Genomic DNA, 24,232 nt, shown 5'->3' with positions numbered 1-24,232 from the left:
GCACGGGGCGAGCCACCCGTGCCTGGCGGGATCGGCGGAGGTCAGGCGATCGGGCAGGCAGCGGTGATCTGGGCGGCGGTGGCGCCGTTCGGGCAGATCGGCACCGTGACCAGCCGCAGGTCGGGGCCGCGGTTGATGAGCGCCACGCACTCCTCGGAGAACAGCGCGGTGTAGTCGTTCGTGGAGAACTTCGTGCTGTCGTGGATGACGCCCAGGCTGATCTCGCCACCGCGGCCGGCCTGGAGGCTGCCGGCGACGTAGATGAGGAACTGCAGCTGGGAGGGCCAGTCGACAGCCGGGGTGAGGCCGCCGATCTCGGTGGGGACGGCGGGGCCGAGGCCGCGCGCCCACTGGATGCGGACACCCAACGTCGCGAACAGCTCGACCAGCTCGGAGACGCGGACCTCGTCCAGGCGGCGGCCGTTCTGCCTGGCCAGGTCAGCCAGCATGAGCGACCGGCTCCACCACGGCAGAGTGACCTCGACGTTGATCGAGTCACACAGGCTGTGCCGCTCCACCATGTCGGCGGCCTGCAGCGCGATCGCCGCGTAGATCGCCGACAGGGCGCCGAACGTGGCGGCGATGGTGACCGGGGTGGCCTGCGTCACCGCCGCCTCGAACAGGTGCTGGCGGATGCGCAGCTCGTGGGCGACCATCACGTTGCGCTGGTACCAGGCGACCAGCTCCGGGAAGTGCCGCTGCGTCAGGATGCCCGCCTCGAGGCAGACGCCGATGGCGTCGCAGCGCACCTCGATCGGGTCCGGGCACGGAATCTTGAAGCACGGCTTCGTCGACCCGGCGATGTCGTCGGCCTCGGTGTGCACGAACGTCATCGACGCGACGTCCAGCGACGGGATCGGGAAGTAGCGCAGACCGCCGCGGGCGAGCTGGATCTCCGGCAGGTCCCACAGCATCTCGGGGCAGGCGATGTCGGTCAGCTCGTACACCGTCTCCGACGGCGCACACCAGCCGCCCGAGGCGACGATGTTCCGCTCCCCGGTGGAGGGGTTGGCGGGCAGGCGGGACTGGTCGGCGGCGAGGATCACCGCCCGGGTGCCCTCCGTACCCGACGACGAGTCGTTGATGATCAACTCGTGCTGGAACGGCAGCCGGTAGCTGGCGGTCAAGCCGACGCCGCCACCAGCCGTCTTGAGGGCGTTCGCCCTGCGGATGATGCCTTCGGTGACGCCGTCCATGTCGAGCGGCTGGCCGGGCTGGTAGCCGGGCACGTCCACCGACGCGGTGATCTCGGGTCCGGGAGCGGGGGGCGGCGGCAGCACCGACGGCATCCGGCGACGCACCCCGGACAGGTCCAGCGCTGGGCGCTGGCGCGGCACCAGAGCGGACGCGGTCACCGGCTCCTCGGCCGGGGCCGGGGGCTCCTCAACGGCAGCCGCCTCGCCACCTTCGGCAGCGGCCTCTACCGGCTCCTCGGGAGTGCCGCGCACCTGGGCGGCCAGCTGGTCGATCTCGGCGGCGGCAGCCTCCGCTGCCTCCAGCCGGGACTGCATCTCGCCGCGGATGTTGGTCACCGCGCCGGACAGGCGGCGAAGCTCGGCCAGGTCGTCGGGGGAAACTCGGTCGCTCGTGGACAGCGCGTCGAACGCGGCGACAGCACCCTCGAGGAGCGCTGACAGTTCGACGTCGTCCAGGGCGGTGATGTCGTCGGGAAGCTCAAACCGCTCCACGGGGCCTCTCTCCTGTGTGAGAAGGAGAGCCCGGCCCGCGGCCAGCAGCTATCTAGCCAGGTAGCTTAACCGCTTGCAGGCCCAGGGGCTTGAACCCGTCCAGAGCCGTGCTGCCGTTTCGCGGACTGCCGCGAAACGGTAGTGCCTACACCCGCACCATACGCCCCGAGCGGTCGTTTCTGTCACCCTAGACACCGATACAGATGACCATGGAAGACGGGTGGCCGATGGCTTCAGCAACGTCAATGCCTGACACCGCAGATGAGGCGCGGAACGCCCTCAAGGGGCCTAAGCGCGCCTGGTCCAGCCCGTCAACGCTCACCGTCCCTTCGGCCGCCATGGAGCTTAAAGAGTGGCTGGGCGACTCACGCAGCTTCGACCCAGGCAATCACCCAGCGGCACTGCAGTCGGCCATCGACGACTTTAACCGCTCAACAGAGTCCGCACTGCCCATGAACGTTCGAGATGCGATACAGGCAGAGCTCACGGCCCTTAAAGCGGCGCTGGTGCCTCTCCGCAACGATGCGACCGCAAGCAGAGCACCTGCAGAGGCGGCGCTGGGTGTTCTCCTCGAACGCCTCAAGAGCCCTGACGTGCTTCGAGCGGCCTGGCTCGACCTGTGGGCAAAATGCGGGCGGGTGGAGTCGTCCCCTGACGCGATCGCCCTACGACGTGATCTCTTCCTCGCGTGTGCACGCCTGGCGGAGCATGATCTCGAAGAGTTCCTGTACGACTTGGACGGACTTCTCGACAACGATGCGTCCACAGTCCTACGTATCCGCGTCGCGCTAGGCGACACCGGGATGCCCGACTCCCTTGACGCGCCGGAGGTCTGGGAGACAACAGAGCTGTCCGCCACCGGGCGGCGTGATCTTGTCAGCCGCTACCTCGCCTTGCCCGTGGCCCCTCATGACCATGTGGTTTGGCTGGCCTACGAGCGAGCCGCTCTTCACCTGCGCAATGCCGTCACGATCGAGAACATGGCCTTCTTCGAGAGCCAGATCGTGCCCCCTGAGCCGCAGGCGATCGATTCCAAGCTTGCCCAGTACGGCGAGCAATGGACTGACCACGACGGGCACATGGCCGCCGAGATGGCGCGCGGCCAAGGCATCGTGCTGGTTCGTGTCTTTCTGCCCGCGAACACCTACGTCGACCCCGTGCAGACTGCCCGCGACCAGGTCGAGGCGCTAGTAACGCTCGGCAAGTTCCACGCGGATGCCTCCTGGGATCGGGTCTGGCATCTCCTTCCCGGCGCACAGCACAAGTCCCCCACCCAACTCAGGCTGCAGCTCATTACCCCCAGCAGCGACCCGGCTGGTGCCGGTCGCGACCGGCAAGCCCGAGTCTTCAGAGAAATGGCCACCTGGGCCACAGCCCACAGCAAGATCCCGATCACTGAGGGCCGTCTTGCCGAAGCGATAGAACTGCTGGGTTGGTGGCGCGACGCTCAAGACCAATCAGCTCTCGGCCGTGTGACTGCGAACGTGCGCGTGATCGAGGTCGCAGGGTCGCGGGTGGGCACGACGCCGTGGGGCGACCATCTGAGCAGGTACATGAAGTCGGCATGGTTGGTGTATCAGTGCCGACGAGAGCTCGCTGCCACGATTTATGACGCGGTCGGGGCTGAACTGTCACAGCTGCCGCCGGCGATGTGGCAGCCGCTCCAGACCATCAAGGATAAGACCGTGCACTACGACGGCCTGGACCGTGTGGACCTCGTGCCTAACTCGACACGGACAGCCGTAGAAGAACTCCAGGCCCTCTACCCTCGGCACCATCAGGTGGGTCGGCGATTGCGCACCCTTCACAATCGGTTGGACAAGCCTGCAGCGTTCGACCAGTGGCTTACCGAGCTTAAAAACCAGTGGCTGTCTTTGGTCGACCGGCTCGTCCGCATCCGTAACGCCATTACCCATGGCGGACCAGCCACACCCGGCGCCGTCGATAGCATCGCGCTCTTCAGCAGCTATCTCGCCGCGTGGGAGGTCGAGATCGTTCTGGAAGCCGCCCTGACCGGGGACGATCTGGTCGCCGCCCACAACACGTTCCAGACCCAGAAGTCCGACTTTCTCGAGGCGTGCAAGACGGCACAACGCCCAGGTGATCACCTGTACATATGACGGCGGTCCGGCGCAGGACGCGGCCTCACAGGTAGAGCTTGAGCCAGTCGTAGACCCAATTGGTTACGAGGCCAACGAAGAAGCCACCCCCGGCTCCGATCAGGACGAAGCGCCAGTTCATGCGACGCTGACGTTGATCCAATTCGTCCGAGTTGACGTCGAGGTATGCCCGCACCACGTCGGCGTGCTCGCGGTCTCTCTCAGCCTGTTGACGCGCCTCTACCGCTGATCGGTGCAGATTCTCGACCTCTTCCGCACGGTGAGCGGCCATCACCTGCAGTTCGGCGAGTTCTCGGGACGTGTCTTGGAGGCGCTGCGAGGCCTCCGCGAGTCGGTCCTCGAGTTCGGTGTCTTCCGCATCGACGAGCTTCTCGTATGCGAGGGTGGCCTGCTGCCGATGGTTGAGGAGACGATGGTCGTACTGCACGGTTGAGAAGGCATACACGGCCGCCGCAGATAGCACCACGAAGACGAGCCAGCCTTCGATCTCGGGGGGCACGCCTCTGAAGTAGGCGAAGCCAGCGACCCCGGCAACACCCCAGAACGCCCCGACAGTCAACAACGCTCGCAGACCCGCCGTCTTTCTGCGCCGCAGTAATTCAGCAGTCGTTAGCCGCTGATCATTGCTGGCGCGGCCAGTGGAGCGGAACAGTCTCTTCACCGCGAGCTCCGAGCAAAACAGCCCACGGCGATCGCCAGCGGAAGCAGCTGTGGCACCGGCCACTCAGAGGGGATCATGTGCCGGATTCTAAGCACTCGCCCTTGGCCGTGACTTGCGAACGCCCCGCACGATGCGGGGCGCTGCAAGGAGCATGCTCACGGGGCGGGCGCCGTATCGGCTGGACCGGTCGCGGGAGCGGCGGCAACCTCGCCGCCCGGGTAGCGTTCGGCGACCGCGTCAGCTGTCGATCGCGACGCCGATTCGTAGACGACGCGGCCAATCGCGTCCTTCACCTGCCACATCGGTGTCGCTGCCGCGCGGGCCGCGCACGGGCGGCACACCATCAGCCGGCCTTCACGCTGGCGGCCATGCCCTGCGCCAGTTCGGCGCGCACGGCGTCGAGCTCCGCCGACAGGGCTTCGATCTCGGCGCGGGCGGCAGCGCGCCGCTCCATCTCATCGACCACGGCGGGGGCCAGCGACGCCGCCAGCCGGCCGTAGTCGATCTCGGGGAGCGTTGGCGCGGGCTGCTGCGGCACGGCGGCCGCGGTGAGCGCCATGTTGGACCGGCTGATCACCGCGGAGGCTGCCAGCCGCGACGGGTGCCCAGGGACCGGGACGGTCAGGACGGCGCGCAGCGCCCACTGTCCGTTCGGGTTCTGCCGCATGTGGTAGCTGGGCTGGCAGCTGGCGAATACGAGCCGGTCCCAGTCCGACAGCCACGGCGCGGCCGCGCCGGAGAACCACATGCCGCGCTCGTTCATGCCGACGGTGACGACGCCGGCGACGGTGCGGGTGTCGTCGAACTGGCAGGCGGCCGTCTCGCATTCGGCGCCGTCGCGGTGGTGGCCGACGTTCATCGTGAAGGCGCCCACCTTCATGGTGCTGCCGTCGTCGAGGTTCATCTTCGCGCGCAGGAACGTGGAGAAGTCGATGTCGCCGAGCTGCTCGATCGTCAGGCGGCGTCCGGGCATGCCCTCGTGGGGGACGCCGCGCTGGGCGACCCATCCGTAGATGCGGCCGTCGCGGTAGTGGACGCCGCCGGAGTCGGGCGGCAGCTCATCCGCGGTGGGCTCGGCGAACCAGGCGGCCGGCATCGCCGGGAGCGCCTGCAGTTCGTGCCAGGCGGAGGCGGTCAGCGCGTCCATCACGTCGGCGGCCTCCACCTCGATCTGCTCACAGTCGTCGCAGGCGGCGGCGGCCAGGCCGGGCGCGTAGCTGTCGGCGGGGTCCAGCGTGATGCAGGCCTTGTCGAAGGCGGGCATGGCGACCAGGGTGGCGCCGCGCAGCCGCGCCTTGGTGATGCGCATGACGAAGTCGCCGGCCTGCTCGCTGAACAGGACTTCGCCGGGCTTGTCGTCGCTGTCGCCGGCGGCCGCGGTGACGACGCCGGCGGCGGTGAGGGCGGCGCGCAGGCTGCCCGCGTCCATGACGCCTTCGTCGCTTGCCGTCCAGTCGGCGACCTGGGTGGCGCGTACCGACCAGCCGCCGTCGGGCAGCTGCATGATCGACGCCTGCTTGAGGGAGGCGAGCAGGATCACGCCTTCGTCGGCGTCGGGCGCGCGGTCCTGGCGTGGCCGCCGGTCGACGAACTCCATGTCGACGTCGTCCAGATCAACGCTCACGCCGAGGGGCGCGTCCGCGTCGAGCAGGTCGATGGCGGCCTGCCCGGCGTCCCGGTTCGTGTAGAGGACGCCGCCGCCGGTGATGCGGCCGCCGACCCGGTTGATCTGCTGGATTTCGCCGGCGAGGACGGCGCCTTGGTGGCCGCCGCGCATCTCGTCGGCGAACTGCAGCGGCCACGACTCGCCGTCCCAGTACAGGGCGCGCGGCGCGAAGATTCGGCCGTCGCCGGTCTCCTCGCCCTCGAAGGCGAGCGCGGTGTCGCCGGGCGTGGACCAGCGGCGGGGCGGCGGCGCGGCGGCGGACAGGTCCTGATCGGGCATGTCGGTGTCTCCTTCGGTGGCGGGCCCGGCGAGCGGGATGTCGACGACGTCGCTGCCGAACGCGACCCTGAGCCGGTCGAACACCAGCGGGCCGGTGCGGTCGGCCAGGGCGGCGACCTGGCCAAGGTCGTCGTCGTAGGTGAGGGTGACGTGCGCGACCCACGGCGTGTGCTGGGCCGGGTACTCGTACACGTCGCCGACGGTGGAGGCGACGGCCCGCTGGACGGCGGCCAGGTGCTCGCCGCCGACGCCGAGCACGATCGCGGTGTCCCGCTCAGCGGATCGCGGGTTGAACGCGCTGATCGCGAACGCGTCGGCCTGGAGCGGCATGGCGACGTCGTCCTCGTTGCGCAGGGAGCCGACCTGTTCGGTGAGCCGCTCCACGATCGTCGCCCGCGTCTCGGCGTCGACGCCGTCGGCTTCGCCGAGGAACAGCAGCGTCAGGTGCAGGTCGTCGGCGCGTTCGCCGCCGTCGACGGCGAGCCGGTCGATGTCGGCCTGCGACGGCACCAGCGCGATCATGCCGCTGGTGTACGGCCCGCCGGACGCCGCGGTGATCTGGTCTCTCACGATTCCTCGCTCCTCGAAGGCGGTGACGACGTCGTTGATCTCTTGGGCGGTGAGCCCTTGCCTGCCGTCCTCGTCGGGGTTCGGCTCGTCGGAGTCGCCGAACGTCATGCCGCACCGGCAGTTGATGACGTTGCTGGCCGAGGCGGCCGGGTCGCCGGGGAAGTCCAGGAACTCGCCGCCCACGTGGAAGTCGCCGTCCAGCAGCACCGTCTGGCCGTCGACGCGGAAGTGAGCGTCCCTCGTTCTCAGATCGAGCGTCGAGACCCACGTCTTGTACAGCGGCCGCACCGCGGCGGGCTGGGTGCGGGCGACGTGCAACTGCGCCCAGTTCCACGCGGCGAGCGTCTCGGTGCGGGCGATACGGGTGGCGCGCACCTCGCCGAGCTCCTGGCCGCCTTCGCGGAAGACGGTCTGCAGCCGGTCGCGCAACTGGCCGATGTCGTCGCCGGCGACGGTGCCTTCGGCGAGCGCCTGCCGGGCCGCCTGCCACAGGGTGTCGCCGACGTCGCGCAGCCGGTTCTCGGCCGCGGTCAGGTAGTCGCGGACCGTCGCGGGCAGGTCCTGGGGGCGGTGCAGGTAGATGTCGACCAGGTCGGGCACCTCGTCGACCTGGTCGATGTCGTCGACTTGTGGCGGGCCCGGCTCGCCTGGCCGATCCGGCGGCGCTGGCCGGCCAGGCGCAGGGGCGCGGCGGGTGAAGAGGCGGCGGGCGGCGACCATGCCGGCCGCGAACACCGTCAGCAGGGCGAGCAGCACCAGCAGCAGTTGCGCGATCCACAGCTCGGCGACACGGCGGGCGTCGGAGTCGTCGACCGGTTCGCCCTGCGCGACCAGGTCGGCCAGCGAGGCGCGCAGCGACGCCGCGTACTGTTCGGCGACCCGGTCGAGCGCGGCCTGCACGACCCGCTCGACCATCGGCTCCAGCCCGTCCAGGGTGCGGGCGAACTCGTCGCGCTGCCGGGCTCGTGCGTCGACGTCAGGCACCGGCGGCCTCCCACCGGATCGTCACCAGCGCGTACACCAGGTCGTCCAGCTGGGAGCAGGTCAGGCCGTGCTCGGCCATGAACAGCTCGGCGAGGCGGCGGCCGCGCTCGTTGTCGCGCCGCTGCAGCAGCGCCACCAGGCCTTCGCCGGGCAGCGTCGCCAGGTCCAGTTCGGCGTGCGCGGCCGAGGCGGGCAGCGTGTCCGGGATCGCGTTCGTCTCATCGACCGGCAGGTCGCCACCCGCCGGCTGCTCTTCGGGCTCCTCTTGGGCGGGCGCTTCGCGTGCGGCCCGCGCCGCCTGCTCCTCCTTGCTGGGAGCATCGTCCTCGTCGAACCCGGTCTCGCGGCGCAGCGCCTGGTCGGAGATGACGCCCCGGTCGTACACCTCCAGCGCCGTCTGCGGCCGGTTGGCGCGGATCCGCAGCTGCGAGGTGTCCCACCACACCAGCGCCTCGCCGGCGTCGGCGTGGCCCTCGTCCTCCAGGGTGGGGCGCAGCCACTGCGTGGTGAGAGCGTCGGCGACCGTCGACAGCCGCGGTTCGACCGCGAGCGTGATCGCCTCCTCCTTCAGAGACCAGCTGCCCCAATGGTTGACGTCGCCGGTGCCGAGGAGGATCTCGGCCGGGGTGTCCAGGCCGCTCGCGAAACGGCGGATCGTCTCCTCCCGCAGTTTCATCGCCAGGTCGTCGAAGTCGGACTCGAACGTGATCCGCTGGATGGCGGCGATCGACTCGGCCGGCACCTCCAAGATGATCGGCACCGCGGCCGCCGCCGACTCCGGGTCCTTGTAGGCCGTCTCGGCAACCTGCATGAACACTTCGAGCAGGTCGTCCTCTTCGCCGCTGGTCGTCGAGGTGCTCTTGGTCGGGAAGCGGGTCCCGTGCGGCACCAGCAGCACACCCCGGCCGGTCAGCCTGCTGCGGGCGATCGCGGCGACGGCGGCGTTCAACAGCCGCAGCTCCTCCAGCAGGCCGAGGCTGGAGCGGATCGGCGAGTCGGCTTCGATGTGCCGGCGCGGGTGCGGGTCCCACACGCGGATGGCGACTGGCGCGAGCTGGTCGGGGTCGGCCGGGTCATGCTGCGGGATCAGCACCGGCTGTCCGTCGATCTCCGCCTCGAGGGCCTGGCCGCGCCGCTTCACCTCCAGCACCGACAGGACCCGCCAGTCCTCGCCGCGCTGCTCGCCGGTGATCTGGTCCATTTTCGGCTGGATCACGGTCCACGCTTCGCCGGCGACGACCAGGTGTGGGCCGAACGAGGCCAGCAGCTCCGACTGCCCGGCCGGGCCGCCCGCGATGCTGGCGACGAGCTCGGCGGCGCGGTGCGAGTCCGGGTACGGCTTGACGGTCCCGTCGGAGTCGCGGCTGCCGGCGATCAGCCGACCCTTGCCCATCGCGTTGCCGATCCACCCCGCTGCGAACCGCACCTCGGGCGTGTTGTCGTAGTAGGCCCACGCCCGGTGCTGCCACGACTGATCAGGTTCGGCGACCTGGGAGCGGAAGCGTTTTACCGTCCACCGCTGGGCGGCCGCGACGATCTCGCGCGCCACCTTCATGACGGGCTGCCGGGCTGGGAACTGGTCACGACGCGGGCCCCCGAGGAACGCAGGATGCCCGGCCCACAGCTCAGCGGCGCATCCGCCAGCCTACCGGGCAGCTTTCCGCGCCTCGGTGAACGCGGCGGACTCGTCGGTTACCGCCCGCCTCTGGGGCTCCTGTGGCTAGGCTGCTCCGGCGTGACAGCTGCTACCGAAACGGTCTACCTATGGCATGAGGCGCCCGTCCCCGAGGGGCTGCCGGTCGTGCGGGTCCACGGCTACCTGATCTGCCCGGCGACGGGCCGCGTGATGATCCAGGACGTCGAGGGCGTGATGGGCCTCCCCGGTGGCCGCCCCGAGCCCGGCGATCAGGACGCGGCGGCGACGTTCGTGCGTGAGGCGCTGGAGGAGAACCAGGTCCGGGTCGGCCGTGTCGCCTACCTCGGCTACCAGGAGGTTCACGAGTGCGGTCGTGAGCCGTACGCGCAGGTCCGCATGGTGGGCGTCATCGACGCCTTCGAGCCGCCGCTGCCCGATCCGGACGGCGCCGGCCACACCTGCCGCAGGCTGATGGTGCCGCTGCAGGACGCGGCCGACGTGCTCGGCTGGGGCGACCCGGCGGTGGAGCAGGCTAAGGCGGCTGCCCGGGTCGCCGCAGCCGAGTGGGGGCTGCCCGTCGACGAGCCCTCACCCGCGGGCTACGTCGACTAGAGCCTGCCTCAAAGTGCTCATCAACGGCGTGTCGTGACCTCGTGGCCACCTTAGCGGTGACGCGGCGGTTCGACCTCACCGATGCGTACGCCTACACGTGAGCTGATACCCTCACGCCCTTGCCGAAGACGTAGAGCCGGCTGCCGAACGCTGCGGCGGCGAGCTGGTCTTGGGTGAGGCCGCCTCCTTGGACTTCTTGCCAGCCGCCGAATGGTTGGTTCTCCAGGGCGGAGTTCACGTAGATGCGGTTGTCGTTTATTCCCGTGCCGAAGACGTAGAGCCGGTTACCGAACGCTGCGGCGGCGACCGCGCGCTCGGTAAGGCCGCCTCCTTGGACTTCTTGCCAGCCGCCGAATGGTTGGTTCTCCCGGGCGGAGTTCACGTAGATGCGGTTATCGTTTCCCTTCCCGAAGACGTAGAGCCGGTTACCGAACGCTGCGGCGGCGACCCCGAGCTGGGTACGGCCGCCTCCTTGGACTTCTTGCCAGCCGCCGAATGGTTGGTTCTCCCGGGCGGAGTTCACGAAGATGCGTTGGTCGGTTTCCGTGGCGAAGACGTAGAGCCGATCGCCGAACGATGCGGCGGCGAGCCGGAAGAGGCTGATGCCGCTCATGCCGCCTCCTTGGACCTCTTGCCAGCCGCCGAACGGTTGGCCGTCCCGGGCGGAGTTCACGTAGATGCGTTTGTCAGTGCCCTTGGCGAAGACGTAGAGCCGATCGCCGAACGATGCGGCGGCGAGCGGGGAGCGGGTGATACCGCCTCCTTGGACTTGTTGCCAGCCGCCGAATGGCTGGTTCTCCAGGGCGGAGTTCACGTAGATGCGTTCGTCGGTTCCCGTGGCAAAGACGTAGAGCCGGTTCCCGAACGATGCGGCGGCGACCGGGTGGTGGGTGAGGCCGCCTCCTTGGACTTCGTGCCAGCCGCCGAATGGCTGGTTCTCCAGGGCGGAGTTCACGAAGATGCGGAGGTCTATCATTTGTTCCTCCCCAGTTTGGTTTGCGACGTAGTCGCTGACGATTGGGGGCGGGCTCGGTGGTATCGCCGTCAGACGGACAGGGGAAGGATTTCACCGTTGGCAGGTCCCGAACATCTGCACATACGTCACGGCTGGGAGGCCGGACGGTGCGGCCGGATCTGCGCTTCCCCACGCCATCTGGACCGTCATTTCTGTTCCTCCGCCGAGCAGGTTAAGGAAGTGGGGCGGACTTTGGTACCACGCGTCGAAAGCGGCGCGGGGCGTCACGTGATCCCGCCCCCAGCCCACGTAGGTGTTTTCAGCCACCGACCACCCCTTCGTGCAACCACGCGGATAGCCTGCCTCCTCGGCGCGAATCTTCGGGGTCGATCTGGTCTGTGGATTGATATGCGAGTCGCACAGTTCAGGTTTGTTCTGCTGGGGGACGCAGTTCTTGCCTGGCGTGACCTTCCCCCACCAGCGGAGTCGGACCGCGTCCTTGACATGGCGATAGGCGGCCCCGGGGAGCCCGGGCAAAGCGTTCTTCCCAAGGCCCTTTACGCTCGCCCGCGTCGCCGGCGGCCACTGGGGCAAGCCGGCCCCCCATTCGCCCGATGGCCACCAAGGAGGCTTCGGCGGTCGGGGCAGGAGATCGTTGCTCCAATAGTGCCGTGTCTGATTGACCATGCACAAGATCGCTTGCTCGATAGCCCGTTCCTGCTGCCGATACTCGCTGCGCCCTATGGCTGTGTCGGGGAACTCGGATATGGGCCGGAGAACCATGTGCTCATTCGGGCATGCTTCGCTTCCGGCATGCCTCATGGCCACAGGAACGGTCGGCGCTGTGGACTGCACCGGAGATCCGGCGACTGGCAGGCTCAAGCTGACGGCGCCAGCTACGGCGATAACCCCTCGTTGAAGGTGCGAGGCTCGCATGACTGGCCTCCCTCGACCGGAGGGCTCGTAACTCCCCTCCATCGTGCTCCTGCCTGCGTGATGCGGGCGTGACAGCACCGTGACGGGGAAGATGCGACGGCGGGGTCAGGCCTTGGCTGCCTTCTGCAACGCCATCCACGCCGTGCGCGACGCCTGGCGAAAAATGGGTGCATTGACTTCACTGCTTCCAGAGAGAAAGAGTGAAGTCCCCGAAAACTAGGGAGGTCGTCTTGCGTACGCTCCTGCTGATGGCGGGCGCATGCCTGGCAATGGTGGCCGCTCTCCTCCTCTTTTTTGCGCTTGACCAGGAGACGGACGGACTCATGTCCGTCTTGTTCGTTATCTTCCTGATCGTCCTATTCCTGACGGAAGTAACTAAAGGCAACTCATCGACCAAGGTCAGCAGCGACGGAGGTACCGGATACGACGGAGGGAGGAGAGGCGGAGACGACGGATGGGGTGACGGTGGAGACGGCGGAGACGGCGGCGAGTAAGGAAAAGGGAGGAGCCCCGATCGGGAGGGTGGTGACCGGGGCTCCAGCTCGTGGGAATTACTCGTAGAGGGTGTCGGCGTAGGAGAGCTGCTTAAGGAACGATGCCCGCCTGGATCCCCTACTTCGCCAAGAACTAGCGGCCGCCGGACAGGCGCGTGTCCTGGTCGGTAGGGCTGTGCTGTCAACGCCCAGGGCGCGACCGCACGCAGGAAGCCCCGCACGTTGTACCCGTAGTCGAAGCTGGCCGCCGCCAACTGCCGTCCGGCTTGCCGTGGCCGAGTCCGCTCGTTCGGGTCGGCATCGAGCGCCGTGCACTCGATCGGTAGTGCCGACCTGAGCGGGCGTGGCCGCCGACGGGTCGGTTCCTTGGGTGGTGGTCGATGAGGACCTCGGGGTTGGATGTCGAGGTGCCGGTGTACCTGGCGGGGACTGCGCGCGGCTGGCCGGGTCTTCATCCCGGCGGCTCCTGCCGAAAGTCGGCATAGTGCACAATGATGTCCCGAAGCGATCAATGCCGACATAGGCTCGCCACTGACAGTCGGTCCGACTCGTGTGAAGGATTGAACGCTGTGACGGTGAGCGAGCCAGACAAGCCTCGATTCCCGGACAGCTTCAAACATGCCTTCACCTATGGCCAGAGCGGAACCGGGTTCTTCGGCCCCGACGTACTACGCGGGCTCACCGAGGGAATGGACGAGTTCCTGTCCGAGTCAAGCGGACGCTGGAACCGGTCGAGATCGTTGGGGCCTGCGCTTCTCGGCTGCGTTCCCTGGTTCGACGACCCGGAATTGCTCGCCCGGGTCGTCTGCTTCCCGTCCGCCTGCGTGGTGGTCACCAAGCAGGAGCTGAAGAAACGCGGCCGTGCGGCATTCGAGGAGCTGAAGCGGCACGCCGCCCAGGGACGGGGTTTCCCCGCTGAGGCGTTCAGCACGCTTACGGGCATGGCGTCCCGGTACGACGGAGAGCCGCCGCTGCTGTATCCGACGTCGCCAAGGCCGCCCTCCGTGCGACTCCAGACCTTCAGGTCGTTCGGGTTCCGCAAGTCCGGCGGCACGCCCGTCCCCATCCTGCACGCCAAGCTGTTTCTGCTCGGCGAGCTGTGGTGGCACGACGAGCACCCCGAAGGATACGTCGACGACATCGTGGGATTCACGCCAAAGCGCCTATGGCTCGGCAGCGCCAACGGCACCAGGAGCTCGCGCCTGAGCTTGGAGTTCGGTCTCTGGGTCGATGACCGGGAACTGCTGGCCCACGCCAAGGAGTTCCTGGTGCAAGTTCTGGAGCACTCCGAAGGCATCGACCCCGACGACGACCAGTTCGATCCCGAGTTCGTCCCCTACGACTACGACGACGAGGCGTTCTGGGAGTACTACCGTGACCTCGGCTCGCATGTTGACCCAGACGATGAGGCGGACGACGGCCCGGACGACGAATGAGACAGGCTGCCTCTTCTGCGTCGGGGCCGCCCGCGAGGAGCTGAGACTGCGCTCGTGGTCGAACCGGGTTGCGCCGAAAGCTCTCCCTGCCACCGCACCTGCCCCGCCCTGTGGGGTCGGCGTCGAGTGCCCGCCAGTCGCCGCTGCGAGCGAGGCAAAATCAGCTGGGCGTCGCGGCAGGGGCACCCAGGTCGATCACTCGCGTAGTCGTGCTCACCACGTAGACGGGGCGGGTGCGCGCGTATCCGGCCAGAGCCAGCGACAGCTTCGGCTCGCCGCCGGTGTGCGCGCGGGCGTAGTCGACGAAGTCGTCGTCGACGCGGGCGCGGCCTTCCAGCAGCATCAGCCGGTCCGGCCCGTACAGCTCCTCCAGCGCTCGCGCCGTCTCCGGGTTGGGCTTCTCCACGAGGTCGACCATGACGAGTGCGCCGTCCGCTCCAGGCGTGGTGGCGAGCACGCCGCGCTGCTGGGCGAGCGCCCGCTGGTAGGGGCGTGCCAGGACAGCCACACCGGGCGGGGCCTGCCGGAGCGCGGCCAGCGGGTTGAACGTGGGATACACGTTGTCGCCAAACACCACATACAGCCCGTCGCCGACGCTCTGGCCGTGGGGCAGGTGGTCGGCGGCGTTGAGGACCGACGTCAAGTCGCCGTAGCTGCCGGACTGCGCGACCCAGTCGAGGGCCAGCAGCCGGCCAGGACTGTCGCAGGGAAGGTCGCAGCCCGCCGAGCGGAGGTAGCGCAGATGCCCGTCAGGGGCGAGCGCCTGCCGCGCCCAGGAGGTGAACGACGTGTAGTACGGGTGGTAGACGATCACGGCGTGGGCGGGGCCGAGCGCGGCGACCTCCTGCAGGATGTGCACGATGCCGGGCCGGCCGTCGTCGAGGGGCAGCCACTCCTTCGGCAGGTATCGGGCCCATCCGTGCACCCGCGTGCCGAGCCCTCCAGCTGCGACGACCACCCGGGCCTGCCCGATCGCGGTGCCGGGCGGAACCGGGTGGGGTACCGTGCGCGCGTGATGAAAGTGAGAGTCACCGGCATCGTCATCGAAGACGACCAGATCCTGTTGCTTGACCAGGACACCGACACCGGCCGCTCCTGGTCGCTTCCAGGCGGGAAGGTCGAGCTGGGGGAAAGCCTCGCCGACGCCCTCGCCCGCGAGATGCGTGAAGAGACCGGCGTCGAAGTGACTGTCGACCGGCTGCTGTACGTGTGCGACCACCTGCCCGGCGGCGGCACCCACGTCATCCACATGACGTTCGAGGCCACCCGCACCGGCGGCACCGTGGGCGCCGTCGCCGAGGGCGCCGACACCACCCCGATCCGCGGCGTGAAGTTCGTGCCGCTCGCCGACCTGCCCTCGCTCGGCTTCAGCGCCCGCTTCGTCGAGCTGGCCCAGGCCGGATGGCCCGAAGCCGGCTCCTACATGGGCGCCAAGGCCAACATCGGCCTGTGACGCCGCCGCCAGCGCCGCGGTGAGACGGCCGTCGAGGACGTGCAGCGGCAGGCTCCGCTCCTGCAGGCCGCTCATCCACTCCCGCAGCAGCGCGGCCAACTCGTCGGCCGGTACCGGCTGGCGCGGCTCGTTCTGGACGAGCCGGACGCCTACGCCGCGCGAGCTGCCGGCCAGGTGCCGGGCCCTCCGCCGCAGCACCTCCTGCCACGCTGACGGGGTGTTCCAGGCCGCGCCCGTCAACCACCTGGCCATCGGCTCGTCCTCCGAGCCGGGGCCGTCCGAGCACCACACCTGCACGTTGCCGATCACGTGGTGGATGGCGTCACCGGCGACCCCGTCCTGGACGACCGGCACGGTGTCACCCACCGCGTAGTCGGTGTTGGCGGCGACATCGGGGGCGACGTCGCCCGCCATCAACGCGACCATCTCGTCCAGCAGCGGCAGCCGGGCGCCGTGGCGGGCAGCGAACGCGGCCGCGCCGATCCACGTCACCCAGTACGCGGGATGGTCCTCGAACCCGGGGCTGACCGTCCACCTGCCGTCGTCGGTCTGGTGCAGGCGGCCGCCGCGCTCGTGCGGCATCTCGCAGCACAGCAGGTAGGCGCCACCGGATCGGTTGTCGACGCCGTGGTCGGCCAGCTCGTTGAGGAATCTGGCGAACTCGGCGTTCGACACCAGCAGGTTGCGCCAGCTCAACCCCTCACGCGTGACATACCCGGGCCGGAGTGCGCTCCGGCCGCGACGCGCGGCCGCCGCGAGGGGCCGTCTGCCGGTCGACGGGCGGGCGGGCGGCGCCGGCGTATACAGGTGGTCGCCTGCCAACCACTCGACGGCCTGGGCGGTGACGCCGGCGGGAAACTCGCGCTGCGCGGTGTCCAGTGCGGCGGCCGCAGCGGCGCGCACCAGCTCGGCCGACCGCTCGTCCAGGTGCGTCGTCAGCGCCGTCTTGGGGACGGTGGTGACGAAGGTGTCTTCGGCCACCGCCTGCGCCGCACCCGCCCGCGCGGCCGTGGGCGGGGTGGCGGGCTGGGCGGCGGCCGGGCGGGCGCTTCCTGCCAGCTCGGGCAGCACGCGCGCCAGGCTGTGCCAGCCGGCCGCGGGGCTCCTCACCGCCGACTCGTACGGAATGCACACGATCTCGCCGCCAGTCGCGTCGCCAGCGTCGTCGGAGCGGGTGCCGAGCGCGGCCGCCAACAGCACCGTGTTCAGGACGTGCAGGCGGGCCAGGGCGACCAGGTCGTCCGGGTCGTCGTCGGGCACCAGCGCCGCAGCCCCGGCCACCGGGACGTCCGGTCGCCGGGCGGCGTCCACCATCTGCCGGTAGCGGGCGCGGTAGTCCCAGCGCTCGAACAGGCGGCCGCGCGCGAAGGAGGAGGCGACGCCGAGCGGGCTGCGCGTCAGCACCACCACGGGCGCGTCCGGGAACAGTTCGAGCACGTTCGGCACGGCGAAGAACAGATTCGTCTCCTTGATCACCTGCCGGATGGTGGCGTACTTCGACACCGTGAACGCCACCAGGCAGTGCCGGCTGTACGGAGTGAGCCGCCGCTCGGCCGCCACCAGGCCGGCCGCGTCCGGGTTGAGCGGCGACAGCGGGTGGTCATGGGCGAGCTGCTGCCGCAGCGGCTCGTTGTGCTGGTCCATGGCCACGCGCAGCGTGTCGGACAGCCAGTTGGAGCCGACCCGTTCCATCGTCCCCAGCATCAGCAGCGGCGGCAGCAGCCGCGCACCCCCGGCCTCGGCCGCGCACCGTCTCGCCTCCACCCTGGCGTTGATCTCGCGCAGGATCGTGCTCGTCTCTCGCATCGCTGCGATCTCCTCACCGTCGTCGTGACCGTCGCGACAAGGACATCCGGGCGGCGGGAGGCGGGCCAGATGCGCGCCCATGCGCCACCGGCCCGGCAGCATTGCGGGGTTGTGCGGGGTTGCGTCCCTCGCATTCGGCTACGCAGGAGCGGCCATCCGGCTTACCGTGGTGACGGCAGAACAGGGCGCGGCTGGTCATGTCAGGGAGCGGACGCCATGCAGGGACGGCCTGTCACCAACCACCACCTGGCGGACGTCATCGCCGCCACCGGCCGTTCAAACGGCGCCCTCGCCCGGAAGGTGAACACGCTCGCCGCCGACCGTCACGGCCTGGACCTGCGCTACGACCAGGCCAGCGTGTACTGGTGGCTACGCGGCCGCGTCCCCGACGACCCGGTACCTGCGCTGATCGCCGACGTCCTGCAAGGCTGGCTCGGCCGCGCCGTCGAAGTCGACGATCTCGGATTCAGCGACCGCACCGGCCACCTCGGTCTGTCCGTCGCGGCCAACGCCGAGCAGGCCGCCGCGACCGTGTCGGAGCTGTGGAAGCACGTCGTCCAACGCCGCACCGTGCTCGGCTCGGCGTTCATTATCAGCGCCGCGACCAGCGCAGGCTTCGACTGGCACTTCGCGCCCGCACACGCCACCGCCGCCCGCACCACCGGCGACCGGGCGGTCGGCATGGCCGACGTGGAGCGGCTGCACAGGGCGCGGCTGGAGTTCATCGCCCTGGACCGCGCCAACGGCGGCGGCCACGCCTTCACGTGGCTGGTCGACCACCTGGACCGGGCCGTCAACCCGCTGCTCGCCGGCCGATACACCACCGCGGTGGGGCGCGAGCTGTTCGCCGCCGTCGCGTCCCTCACCGAGCTGGCCGGGTGGATGGCGTTCGACCAGCACCGCACCCATGGTCAAGGACTGGCGCAGCGGTTCTTCATCCAGGCGCTCAGCCTGGCCCGCCAGTCCGGCGATCGCGCCTACGCCGCGCACATCCTGTCCAACCTCGCCACCCAGGCGCTGTTCCTCGACCATGGGGCGGAGGCTGCCCGGCTGGCCCGCGCCGCACGATCAGGAGCCGGCCGGGCCGCGACCCGCACTCTCCTGGCCCGCCTGGCGGTCGTCGAGGCGCGAGGCTGGGGGCTCGTCGGCGACCGCAGCGAAGCGCGTGCCGCGATCCGCCGCGCCGAGCAGGCCATGAACCGGGCGACGCCGGACACCGACCCGGCTTGGCTGGCCACCTTCACTCCCGCCCACCACGCCGGTTCCGCCATGCACGCGCTGCGCGACCTCGGCCTGTACGACGAGGCGGCCCGGCACGCCGACGCCGCCCTGGACCTTCCCGAGTCGAACGTCCGCACCCTGGCGCTGCACCAGACGCTGCTGGCCACCGTCCACGCCGGCCGCGGCGATCTCGACGCCGCCTGCGCCACAGGCCGGCAGGCTCTCACCGTCTACCCATACCTGGCCTCCGCCCGGCTGCAGGCCCGCCTGCACGACCTTGAGCGGCGGCTGTCTCGCCACCGCGACGTAGGATGCGTCCGCGACTACATCGAGCAATCCCGGGAACTGCTCCAGAAACCATGAACGATCATTCAACTCCGACGGTCTCGCCGACGTTCGTCGAGCCGGAGATCTACTACGCGCAGCTGGCGTCCGTGCACACCGCGACCGGTGCGCTCATCACTGATCAGGACCAGCGGATTCTGCTCGTCAAGCCGAACTACCGCCCTCACTGGCTCATCCCCGGCGGCATGGCCGATGACGGCGAGCCGCCCGAGGTGGCCTGCGCCCGCGAACTCCGCGAGGAGCTGGGCGTCGCCGTCGACGTCGGCCGGCTGCTGGTCGTCGACTGGGCTCCGCCGTACGGGCACCGGACGCGCCCACTCGTCTACTTCCTCTTCGACGGCGGCACTCTGGCCGACCAGGCGATCGAGCTGCAGCGCGACGAGCTCGACGACCACGCCTACGTCACCGTCGACGAGGCTGTGGCGCTGTCGTCGCCGGCCGTGGCGGCTCGGATCCCGGCGGCGCTCGCCGCGCGCGAGCAGGGCACCACCGTGTACCGGCCCCAGCACGGTTAGCGGCTGCCCGGCCAGGGCATCCAGCGGGCGCCTAGCAGGCACCAGCCGAATCCCCCCGGTGCCGGCAGCTGGCCGTAATACTGTCGGCCATGACCAGCGATCCCCACGGCGCGACACCGTTCTCCTGCGTCAAGATTCGCGTCGGTGCGCTCGTGTTCTGCGGCGATGACATCGCGCTCATCCGCCGTGACCGCGCCGACTTCGTCCACTACACGCCGCCCGGCGGCAAGGTCGAACCCGGCGAGGACCTCCTGGCCGCGCTCGCCCGCGAGCTCGCCGAGGAGCTTGCTCTCGACATCAGCCACGCCACTCCGCCCCAGCTGCTGTGGGTGGCCGACCAGATGGTCACCCGCCCTGGGCCGACCCCGCCGCCGCGGAAACTCCACCTGATCTACCGGCTTCATGTCACACCCGAGGTGCGGGCCCGGATGGCCGTCGAAGAGTACGACGAGCTGCCCGACGGGAATCGCGAGATCGGCATCGTCGAGTGGATCGACTACCGCAAGACCGCGGAGCTGCCCATCTTCCCACCCATCGGCCCCGCTCTCGCCGCGCTGCCCTCGCCGAGGCCATGGCGGTCGAAGCGGCTCTACCTGCCATCACCGACGCCAACTACACCTGGGTGTAAGCCGCCGTCGTTATCGCGGCGGCGAGCGCCGGACTCATCCCCGAACGCTCGGACCGAAACTCGGAGTCGAGCGCCACAGCCGTCACCCGCTGTGCCCTGCGGCAACGCCCTACTTTGCCCCTGGTGACAGCGACCCGAGCGGCGGGCCTGGTATTCGGCCAGCAGGTTCAATGGACCCTGGGCGGACAACCGGCCGTGGTTTGCGTGTCCGCGTCTGCCGACCGGCCCGGGAACCCGGATCCGGGCCGACAGAAGATCCGCAGAAAACGGCCTAACCGCTGATGAGTCGACCGATCAGCGTGTGGGTTCCCTCGTGGATAACGAAAGTATCCGACACCAGGGTTGCGGTCGGACTCGCAATGCCCTCAGGAGTGAGGAAGCATTGCTGTCGGTATGCAAACCGATCGCTGCCGGTACCGCCGACGGCGCCGACACTACAGCCCCACGAGTACCAGCCCGCAGCAAGGTCGATACTCCTCCGAGATTCGCTCCTCTGGACAACCTGACAGGGCAGATCGACTGTGCAACCTTGGAAGAGCCCGCCCCGCATCTCATATGTGCTCTGTCTCAGCCATATGGACCGTATTGCTGTGGAGGCCCAGTTGCCGGCATTGGGCGTCCCGGTCATCCAGAGTGACCGCCTGATTTCTGCACTGTCTGCATGAGCCGGGGCAGCCGACCATGCCGCGAAGACGAGGAGTGAAGCTAACACCGCTGTGCAGCGCAGCAACTGCCACTTGATGCGACTAGCGAAACACGTCACTTCTTTCCTCCATCAGATTGGTTGTGCACGAGAATTCCCTCCGTAGGGAGTGCATGGTCATCCGACTGTTAGGCGCCGCTGCCTCCTCCGATCCCCTGCAGCAGGTCCGGGCGGCCGAGCTCGCCGAATGGCAGCCATGGCACATCTCCGGCGCACGAGGCGAGCGCGTCCACGGTTCCCACCCGCTCGTACATCGCTTGAATCGCCCCAGGGGCGATGATGTCCACCGCGACGTCCGGGCCCTTGCGCCATGCCTCGACGACGTTATGTCCCCGTTCGGCCAGGGCCTCCAGGACGCTCCGGCCCAAGGTTTCCGTCGCACCCACCAGCAGAATGCATGCGCACCAGCTTGCCCGCCGCACCATCGTGAAGTCCAGCTACCTAAACTTCAGATGCTTTTAAGATCTACTTATGCTTGATGTGAAGCGACTAGGCCCGCCGCTCGGGTCGCTGTCACCAGGAGCAAAGTAGGGCGTTTCCGCAGGGCACAGCGGGTGACGGCTGCGACGCCCGACTCCGGGTTTCGGTCCGAGCGTTCGGGGATGAGTCCGACGCTCGCCGCCGCGATAACGACGGCGGGGACGTTTTCGCAGATCGCTTTGCTCGCGAGCGCTCTTAGCCAAGCCGCCTGGGAGCTCCCGGTGACCCACAGCTACTTTGCGTCTGGTGCCAGGGACCCGCGCGGAGGGCCAACAACGCCACCGCGAGCGCTGACCCGCCGATGTACGGGCCCGCCTGGTCGGCCAGGTCCTCGTTAGCCGAGATGACACCACACAGGGCGATGAACACGACGGTGAAGATCTGGATCTGGATGAGCAGCCGACCCTGGTCACATGGCTTGGTCGGCGGCGGCCTCGCCGTCCCGCGCGTCGTGGCACGACGTCCAGCCGGTCGGCTCGCTGTCCGGCGCGAACGCGGCATCCCGCTTCCAGGCCCGCGCCGCCAGGACCGCTTCCCGCAAGGTCGGGTAGTTCCCGATCGAAAGAGGCGGCGGGCGCCTTGTTCGTCCCGGCGCGGGCAGGCATCGCCACCCCACACCGCTCCGGCTCACCAGTGCGCAGGCGGTGCTGGTAACGGCCGACTTCGGGGCATCGCGGCGACGGGATAGGGCTATCACTGTGGCGGTAGTCCCTAGCGCCATCAGCTTTGATTACTTAGAGCATGAGTTCAATCACAAATTGTTAGGACTAAAGGGCTGGAGGATCATGCATCGCCCCCTGCGGCATGTGCGTGCCATCGCCGCCACTGCAATCGCCACCGATGAGATCACCATCTGCGCCCGGCCCCCGACCCCCTGCCCACCTTACGGCGGCAACGGCGGCGGCTGGCGCTGACCCGGGCCCGGCGTCCGGCTCGCGTTCGGCGGCCAGTTCCCGCGCACAACACCGACACACCACACATCCCGTCCGCGATCTCCTCACGGTCGGCGCATTCGCCCGCCCCCTTCCTGGAAAGGCTGTCATGACCCCCGCGTCCCTGCTCCGTCGTCTGACCTGTCTCATCGCCGCGGCAGGCCTGTCCCTCGGCCTCGCCTCTTCCGCGCGGGCCACGACCATGCTCCAGGCCGACCCCCATCCCGCGGTGTGGGGCTGGGTCGATGAGAACCGCACCTACAAGATCGACAACGTCCTCACCGGCGGCCACTTGGTGCCTGAGGGCTGGGGCTTCAACTCCAACGAGGGTCTGCCCATCTACTCGGCGGTCTCCGACGCGGGCAACGGCTGGAAGTTCCAGCAACGCCGCCACTCCGACGGCTGGGCGTACTACCAGATCAAAAACATCCACACCAACCGGTGCATCAAGCCCGGCCCCTTGGGCGGACTCAACCGCACGCTCGTCATCCAGGTCGCCTGCAACACCAGCGACTCTTCCCAGTACTGGCGGGTAGAGCGCTCCTCGTTCAGCCGCAATGAGGTGCAGTTCGTCAACCACTCCTCTGGCGAGGCCTTCCGGCCCTGGACCGACGTCAACGTCGACCAGTGGGTCTTCCTGACCAACCCCGGCGTCAGGGCCACCTACTGGGCCCTGGACGCCGTGTAACCACCGACCTCCAGCACACTGCCGCGCGGCCGTCACCGCGACCGCGCGGCTGCTCATCCAGTTGCCGCCTTCGCGATGGCGGCGGCAACCAGGTAGGCGGGGTCGGAGGCGAGCGAGCGGCTGGCGCGGTCGTAGCCCTGGGTGGTGCGCGGGTCGGCGTGGCCGAGGGCGTGCTGCCGGTCTTCGAGGTCGGCGCCGGCGCGGCGGGCGGCTGCGGCCCAGGCATGCCGAAACGAGTGCGGCGTGATCCTCGCGGCGGCTGGGATGCCCGCGTTGCGGGCCGCGCGGCGGACGAAGCGGTAGACCATGTGCCGGTCGAGCGGCCGACCGTCGCGGTCGCGGAACAGGGGCTCGTCGGCTGCGGCGCCAGGTCGGGCGGTGAGCATCGTTTCGATCGCGGCGCGGGCCGCCGGCGGGAGGCTGCGGACGCGGATCTTGCCGCCCTTCATCTTGCGCAGGGCGAGCGTGTGGTTGCCTTCCTGGTAGCCGAGATCGCCGACGGTCGTCAGGCACAGCTCGGTGACGCGGGCGCCGAGGGCGACCATGGTCTCAGCTAGCGCGGCAGCGCAGAGCGGGCCGATGTGCTTGTCGGTGCGTGCGGCGGCGACGATGGCGGCGGCTTCGGCCTCGGTGAAGGAGACGGTGCTGGTGTGGTCGCGATCGATCTTCGGTTTGTCGGCGGCGTCGACGGGGTTGGCCGGCACGGCGTCGAGCTTGTGGAGGAAGGCGTACCAGGACGACAGGGCCGACATCTTGCGGGCGATGCTGCGCTTGGCAAGAGGTTTCGGCGACTTGGGGTGCGCGGGGACGGTCTCGAGGTGCCGGGCGTAGGTGTTGATGTGGGTCCAGCGAGCCGCGACGGGGGTGAGCCCGATGCTGTGGCACCAGGCGAGGTATTGGAGGACGTCGCGGCGGTAGGCGTCGCGGGTGTTGGCGGACAGGTCGCGGTTCCGGAGCCAGGCGTCCGTGAAGTCCGTTAACTGCTCGATGGTGGCGAGTGTGCCAGCATGGCCGGTCTGGTGACTGAGTGTGGTCACGTAATGACACTACCAAGATCCGGTATGCATAAGCGGGATTATGCGCGCGATTCCAGGAGTCCCAGACAGGCGCCCGCCTTGCCCCGGTTAAGCCACCCCCTACCGGAGACGGCGCTAGCATCCGGTTCGCCAAGCCAGAGCCAAGCGCACACCCATATATAGGGGCCGCTGCAGCGCCAGCCCGCTATCGACCCTCCTGCGGCGTTGCAGAGCGCGAGTCCGGACCGACCCGTTCTGCGTTCGCTGCGGCGCTCCGACGACGAATCGCTGTCACCTTCCATCAACAGTGCTAAGACCGTGACTCATTTGGAGATTGATCGTTAGACCGTTCGTGGATGCGTTCCTTCGACGGCTGGTGCCTGATGAGTTGTGGGAGTTGTTCCTGCG

At 69.0% G+C, this 24,232-nt stretch carries 17 protein-coding genes; 10 read left to right on the top strand and 7 right to left on the bottom strand.

The genetic code is table 11. From position 1 onward, the window contains the following. Positions 1 to 41: 41 nt before the first annotated feature. The gene (locus ABFX50_RS45895) at positions 42 to 1,688 is read right to left on the bottom strand and encodes a major capsid protein (RefSeq protein WP_346156392.1); all 1,647 of its coding nucleotides are present in this window, start codon (positions 1,686 to 1,688) and stop codon (positions 42 to 44) included. A gap of 203 nt (positions 1,689 to 1,891) precedes the next feature. Between ABFX50_RS45895 and ABFX50_RS45890 the strand changes: the two genes are divergently transcribed. Continuing rightward, positions 1,892 to 3,808, top strand: coding sequence for a hypothetical protein (locus tag ABFX50_RS45890; protein WP_346156390.1), 1,917 nt, complete (start codon positions 1,892 to 1,894; stop codon positions 3,806 to 3,808). Between the two features lie 25 nt (positions 3,809 to 3,833). Here the strand turns inward: ABFX50_RS45890 and ABFX50_RS45885 are convergent, their stop codons facing one another. From ABFX50_RS45885 to ABFX50_RS45875, 3 genes are all read right to left on the bottom strand, one after another. Continuing rightward, complete coding sequence (locus tag ABFX50_RS45885) at positions 3,834 to 4,469, bottom strand: hypothetical protein (protein ID WP_346156388.1); 636 nt, start codon at positions 4,467 to 4,469, stop codon at positions 3,834 to 3,836. A gap of 343 nt (positions 4,470 to 4,812) precedes the next feature. After that, positions 4,813 to 7,968, bottom strand: coding sequence for a phage minor head protein (locus tag ABFX50_RS45880; RefSeq protein WP_346156385.1), 3,156 nt, complete (start codon positions 7,966 to 7,968; stop codon positions 4,813 to 4,815). Next, positions 7,961 to 9,523, bottom strand: a complete 1,563-nt coding sequence (locus tag ABFX50_RS45875) for a hypothetical protein (protein ID WP_346156382.1) — start codon at positions 9,521 to 9,523, stop codon at positions 7,961 to 7,963. The genes ABFX50_RS45880 and ABFX50_RS45875 overlap by 8 nt, the downstream gene beginning before the upstream one ends. A 180-nt stretch (positions 9,524 to 9,703) precedes the next feature. On the opposite strand from ABFX50_RS45875, the gene ABFX50_RS45870 reads away from it, so the two are divergent. Further along, positions 9,704 to 10,216 (top strand): NUDIX domain-containing protein, encoded by a 513-nt coding sequence (locus ABFX50_RS45870; RefSeq protein ID WP_346156380.1) that lies wholly within the window; start codon positions 9,704 to 9,706, stop codon positions 10,214 to 10,216. 91 nt (positions 10,217 to 10,307) lie between these two features. Here the strand turns inward: ABFX50_RS45870 and ABFX50_RS45865 are convergent, their stop codons facing one another. Continuing rightward, positions 10,308 to 11,192, bottom strand: coding sequence for a DUF8189 domain-containing protein (locus ABFX50_RS45865; protein ID WP_346156378.1), 885 nt, complete (start codon positions 11,190 to 11,192; stop codon positions 10,308 to 10,310). Positions 11,193 to 12,337: 1,145 nt separating this feature from the next. Between ABFX50_RS45865 and ABFX50_RS45860 the strand changes: the two genes are divergently transcribed. The 6 genes from ABFX50_RS45860 (at position 12,338) to ABFX50_RS45835 (ending at position 20,132) form a co-directional block, all read left to right on the top strand. Further along, entirely contained in the window at positions 12,338 to 12,601 is a 264-nt protein-coding gene (locus tag ABFX50_RS45860) for a hypothetical protein (RefSeq protein ID WP_346156375.1), read from the top strand. Between the two features lie 569 nt (positions 12,602 to 13,170). After that, positions 13,171 to 14,037, top strand: coding sequence for a hypothetical protein (locus ABFX50_RS45855; protein WP_346156373.1), 867 nt, complete (start codon positions 13,171 to 13,173; stop codon positions 14,035 to 14,037). Then, on the top strand, positions 13,991 to 15,490 hold the full coding sequence (locus tag ABFX50_RS45850; protein ID WP_346156455.1) for an NUDIX domain-containing protein: 1,500 nt from the start codon (positions 13,991 to 13,993) through the stop codon (positions 15,488 to 15,490). Before ABFX50_RS45855 ends, ABFX50_RS45850 begins: the two co-directional genes overlap by 47 nt. Before the next feature lie 2,022 nt (positions 15,491 to 17,512). After that, positions 17,513 to 18,880 carry an NsdA family TPR-like regulatory protein gene (locus ABFX50_RS45845; RefSeq protein WP_346156370.1) on the top strand — a complete coding sequence of 456 codons (1,368 nt, stop codon included), beginning with the start codon at positions 17,513 to 17,515 and terminating at the stop codon, positions 18,878 to 18,880. Continuing rightward, on the top strand, positions 18,877 to 19,377 hold the full coding sequence (locus tag ABFX50_RS45840) for an NUDIX domain-containing protein (RefSeq protein ID WP_346156366.1): 501 nt from the start codon (positions 18,877 to 18,879) through the stop codon (positions 19,375 to 19,377). Before ABFX50_RS45845 ends, ABFX50_RS45840 begins: the two co-directional genes overlap by 4 nt. Before the next feature lie 89 nt (positions 19,378 to 19,466). Next, the gene (locus ABFX50_RS45835; RefSeq protein ID WP_346156364.1) at positions 19,467 to 20,132 is read left to right on the top strand and encodes an NUDIX hydrolase; all 666 of its coding nucleotides are present in this window, start codon (positions 19,467 to 19,469) and stop codon (positions 20,130 to 20,132) included. Between the two features lie 704 nt (positions 20,133 to 20,836). Here ABFX50_RS45835 and ABFX50_RS45830 read toward each other — a convergent pair. Then, complete coding sequence (locus ABFX50_RS45830; protein ID WP_346156362.1) at positions 20,837 to 21,094, bottom strand: Rossmann-fold NAD(P)-binding domain-containing protein; 258 nt, start codon at positions 21,092 to 21,094, stop codon at positions 20,837 to 20,839. Between the two features lie 507 nt (positions 21,095 to 21,601). Here ABFX50_RS45830 and ABFX50_RS45825 point away from each other — a divergent pair. Continuing rightward, positions 21,602 to 21,739, top strand: a complete 138-nt coding sequence (locus ABFX50_RS45825; protein WP_346156360.1) for a hypothetical protein — start codon at positions 21,602 to 21,604, stop codon at positions 21,737 to 21,739. A 490-nt stretch (positions 21,740 to 22,229) separates the two neighbouring features. Beyond that, positions 22,230 to 22,808 carry an RICIN domain-containing protein gene (locus ABFX50_RS45820; protein WP_346156357.1) on the top strand — a complete coding sequence of 193 codons (579 nt, stop codon included), beginning with the start codon at positions 22,230 to 22,232 and terminating at the stop codon, positions 22,806 to 22,808. A 53-nt stretch (positions 22,809 to 22,861) separates the two neighbouring features. Here ABFX50_RS45820 and ABFX50_RS45815 read toward each other — a convergent pair whose 3' ends face one another. Further along, entirely contained in the window at positions 22,862 to 23,845 is a 984-nt protein-coding gene (locus tag ABFX50_RS45815; RefSeq protein WP_346156355.1) for a tyrosine-type recombinase/integrase, read from the bottom strand. Positions 23,846 to 24,232 lie beyond the last annotated feature (387 nt).

Source organism: Nonomuraea recticatena (genome assembly GCF_039533245.1).
Taxonomy (GTDB): Bacteria; Actinomycetota; Actinomycetes; order Streptosporangiales; family Streptosporangiaceae; genus Nonomuraea; species Nonomuraea roseola.
The sequence above is the reverse complement of the archived record's forward strand: the minus strand, read 5'-3'. Positions and strand labels throughout refer to the sequence as shown.

Excerpts from the sequence above, each read along its gene's own strand:
- ABFX50_RS45890 (WP_346156390.1), top strand. The coding sequence starts at position 1,892 with ATGACCATGGAAGACGGGTGGCCGATGGCTTCAGCAACGTCAATGCCT.
- ABFX50_RS45875 (WP_346156382.1), bottom strand. The coding sequence starts at position 9,523 with ATGAAGGTGGCGCGCGAGATCGTCGCGGCCGCCCAGCGGTGGACGGTA.
- ABFX50_RS45865 (WP_346156378.1), bottom strand. The coding sequence starts at position 11,192 with ATGATAGACCTCCGCATCTTCGTGAACTCCGCCCTGGAGAACCAGCCA.
- ABFX50_RS45850 (WP_346156455.1), top strand. The coding sequence starts at position 13,991 with ATGTTGACCCAGACGATGAGGCGGACGACGGCCCGGACGACGAATGAG.
- ABFX50_RS45845 (WP_346156370.1), top strand. The coding sequence starts at position 17,513 with ATGCAGGGACGGCCTGTCACCAACCACCACCTGGCGGACGTCATCGCC.
- ABFX50_RS45840 (WP_346156366.1), top strand. The coding sequence starts at position 18,877 with ATGAACGATCATTCAACTCCGACGGTCTCGCCGACGTTCGTCGAGCCG.
- ABFX50_RS45835 (WP_346156364.1), top strand. The coding sequence starts at position 19,467 with ATGACCAGCGATCCCCACGGCGCGACACCGTTCTCCTGCGTCAAGATT.
- ABFX50_RS45825 (WP_346156360.1), top strand. The coding sequence starts at position 21,602 with ATGGCTTGGTCGGCGGCGGCCTCGCCGTCCCGCGCGTCGTGGCACGAC.
- ABFX50_RS45820 (WP_346156357.1), top strand. The coding sequence starts at position 22,230 with ATGACCCCCGCGTCCCTGCTCCGTCGTCTGACCTGTCTCATCGCCGCG.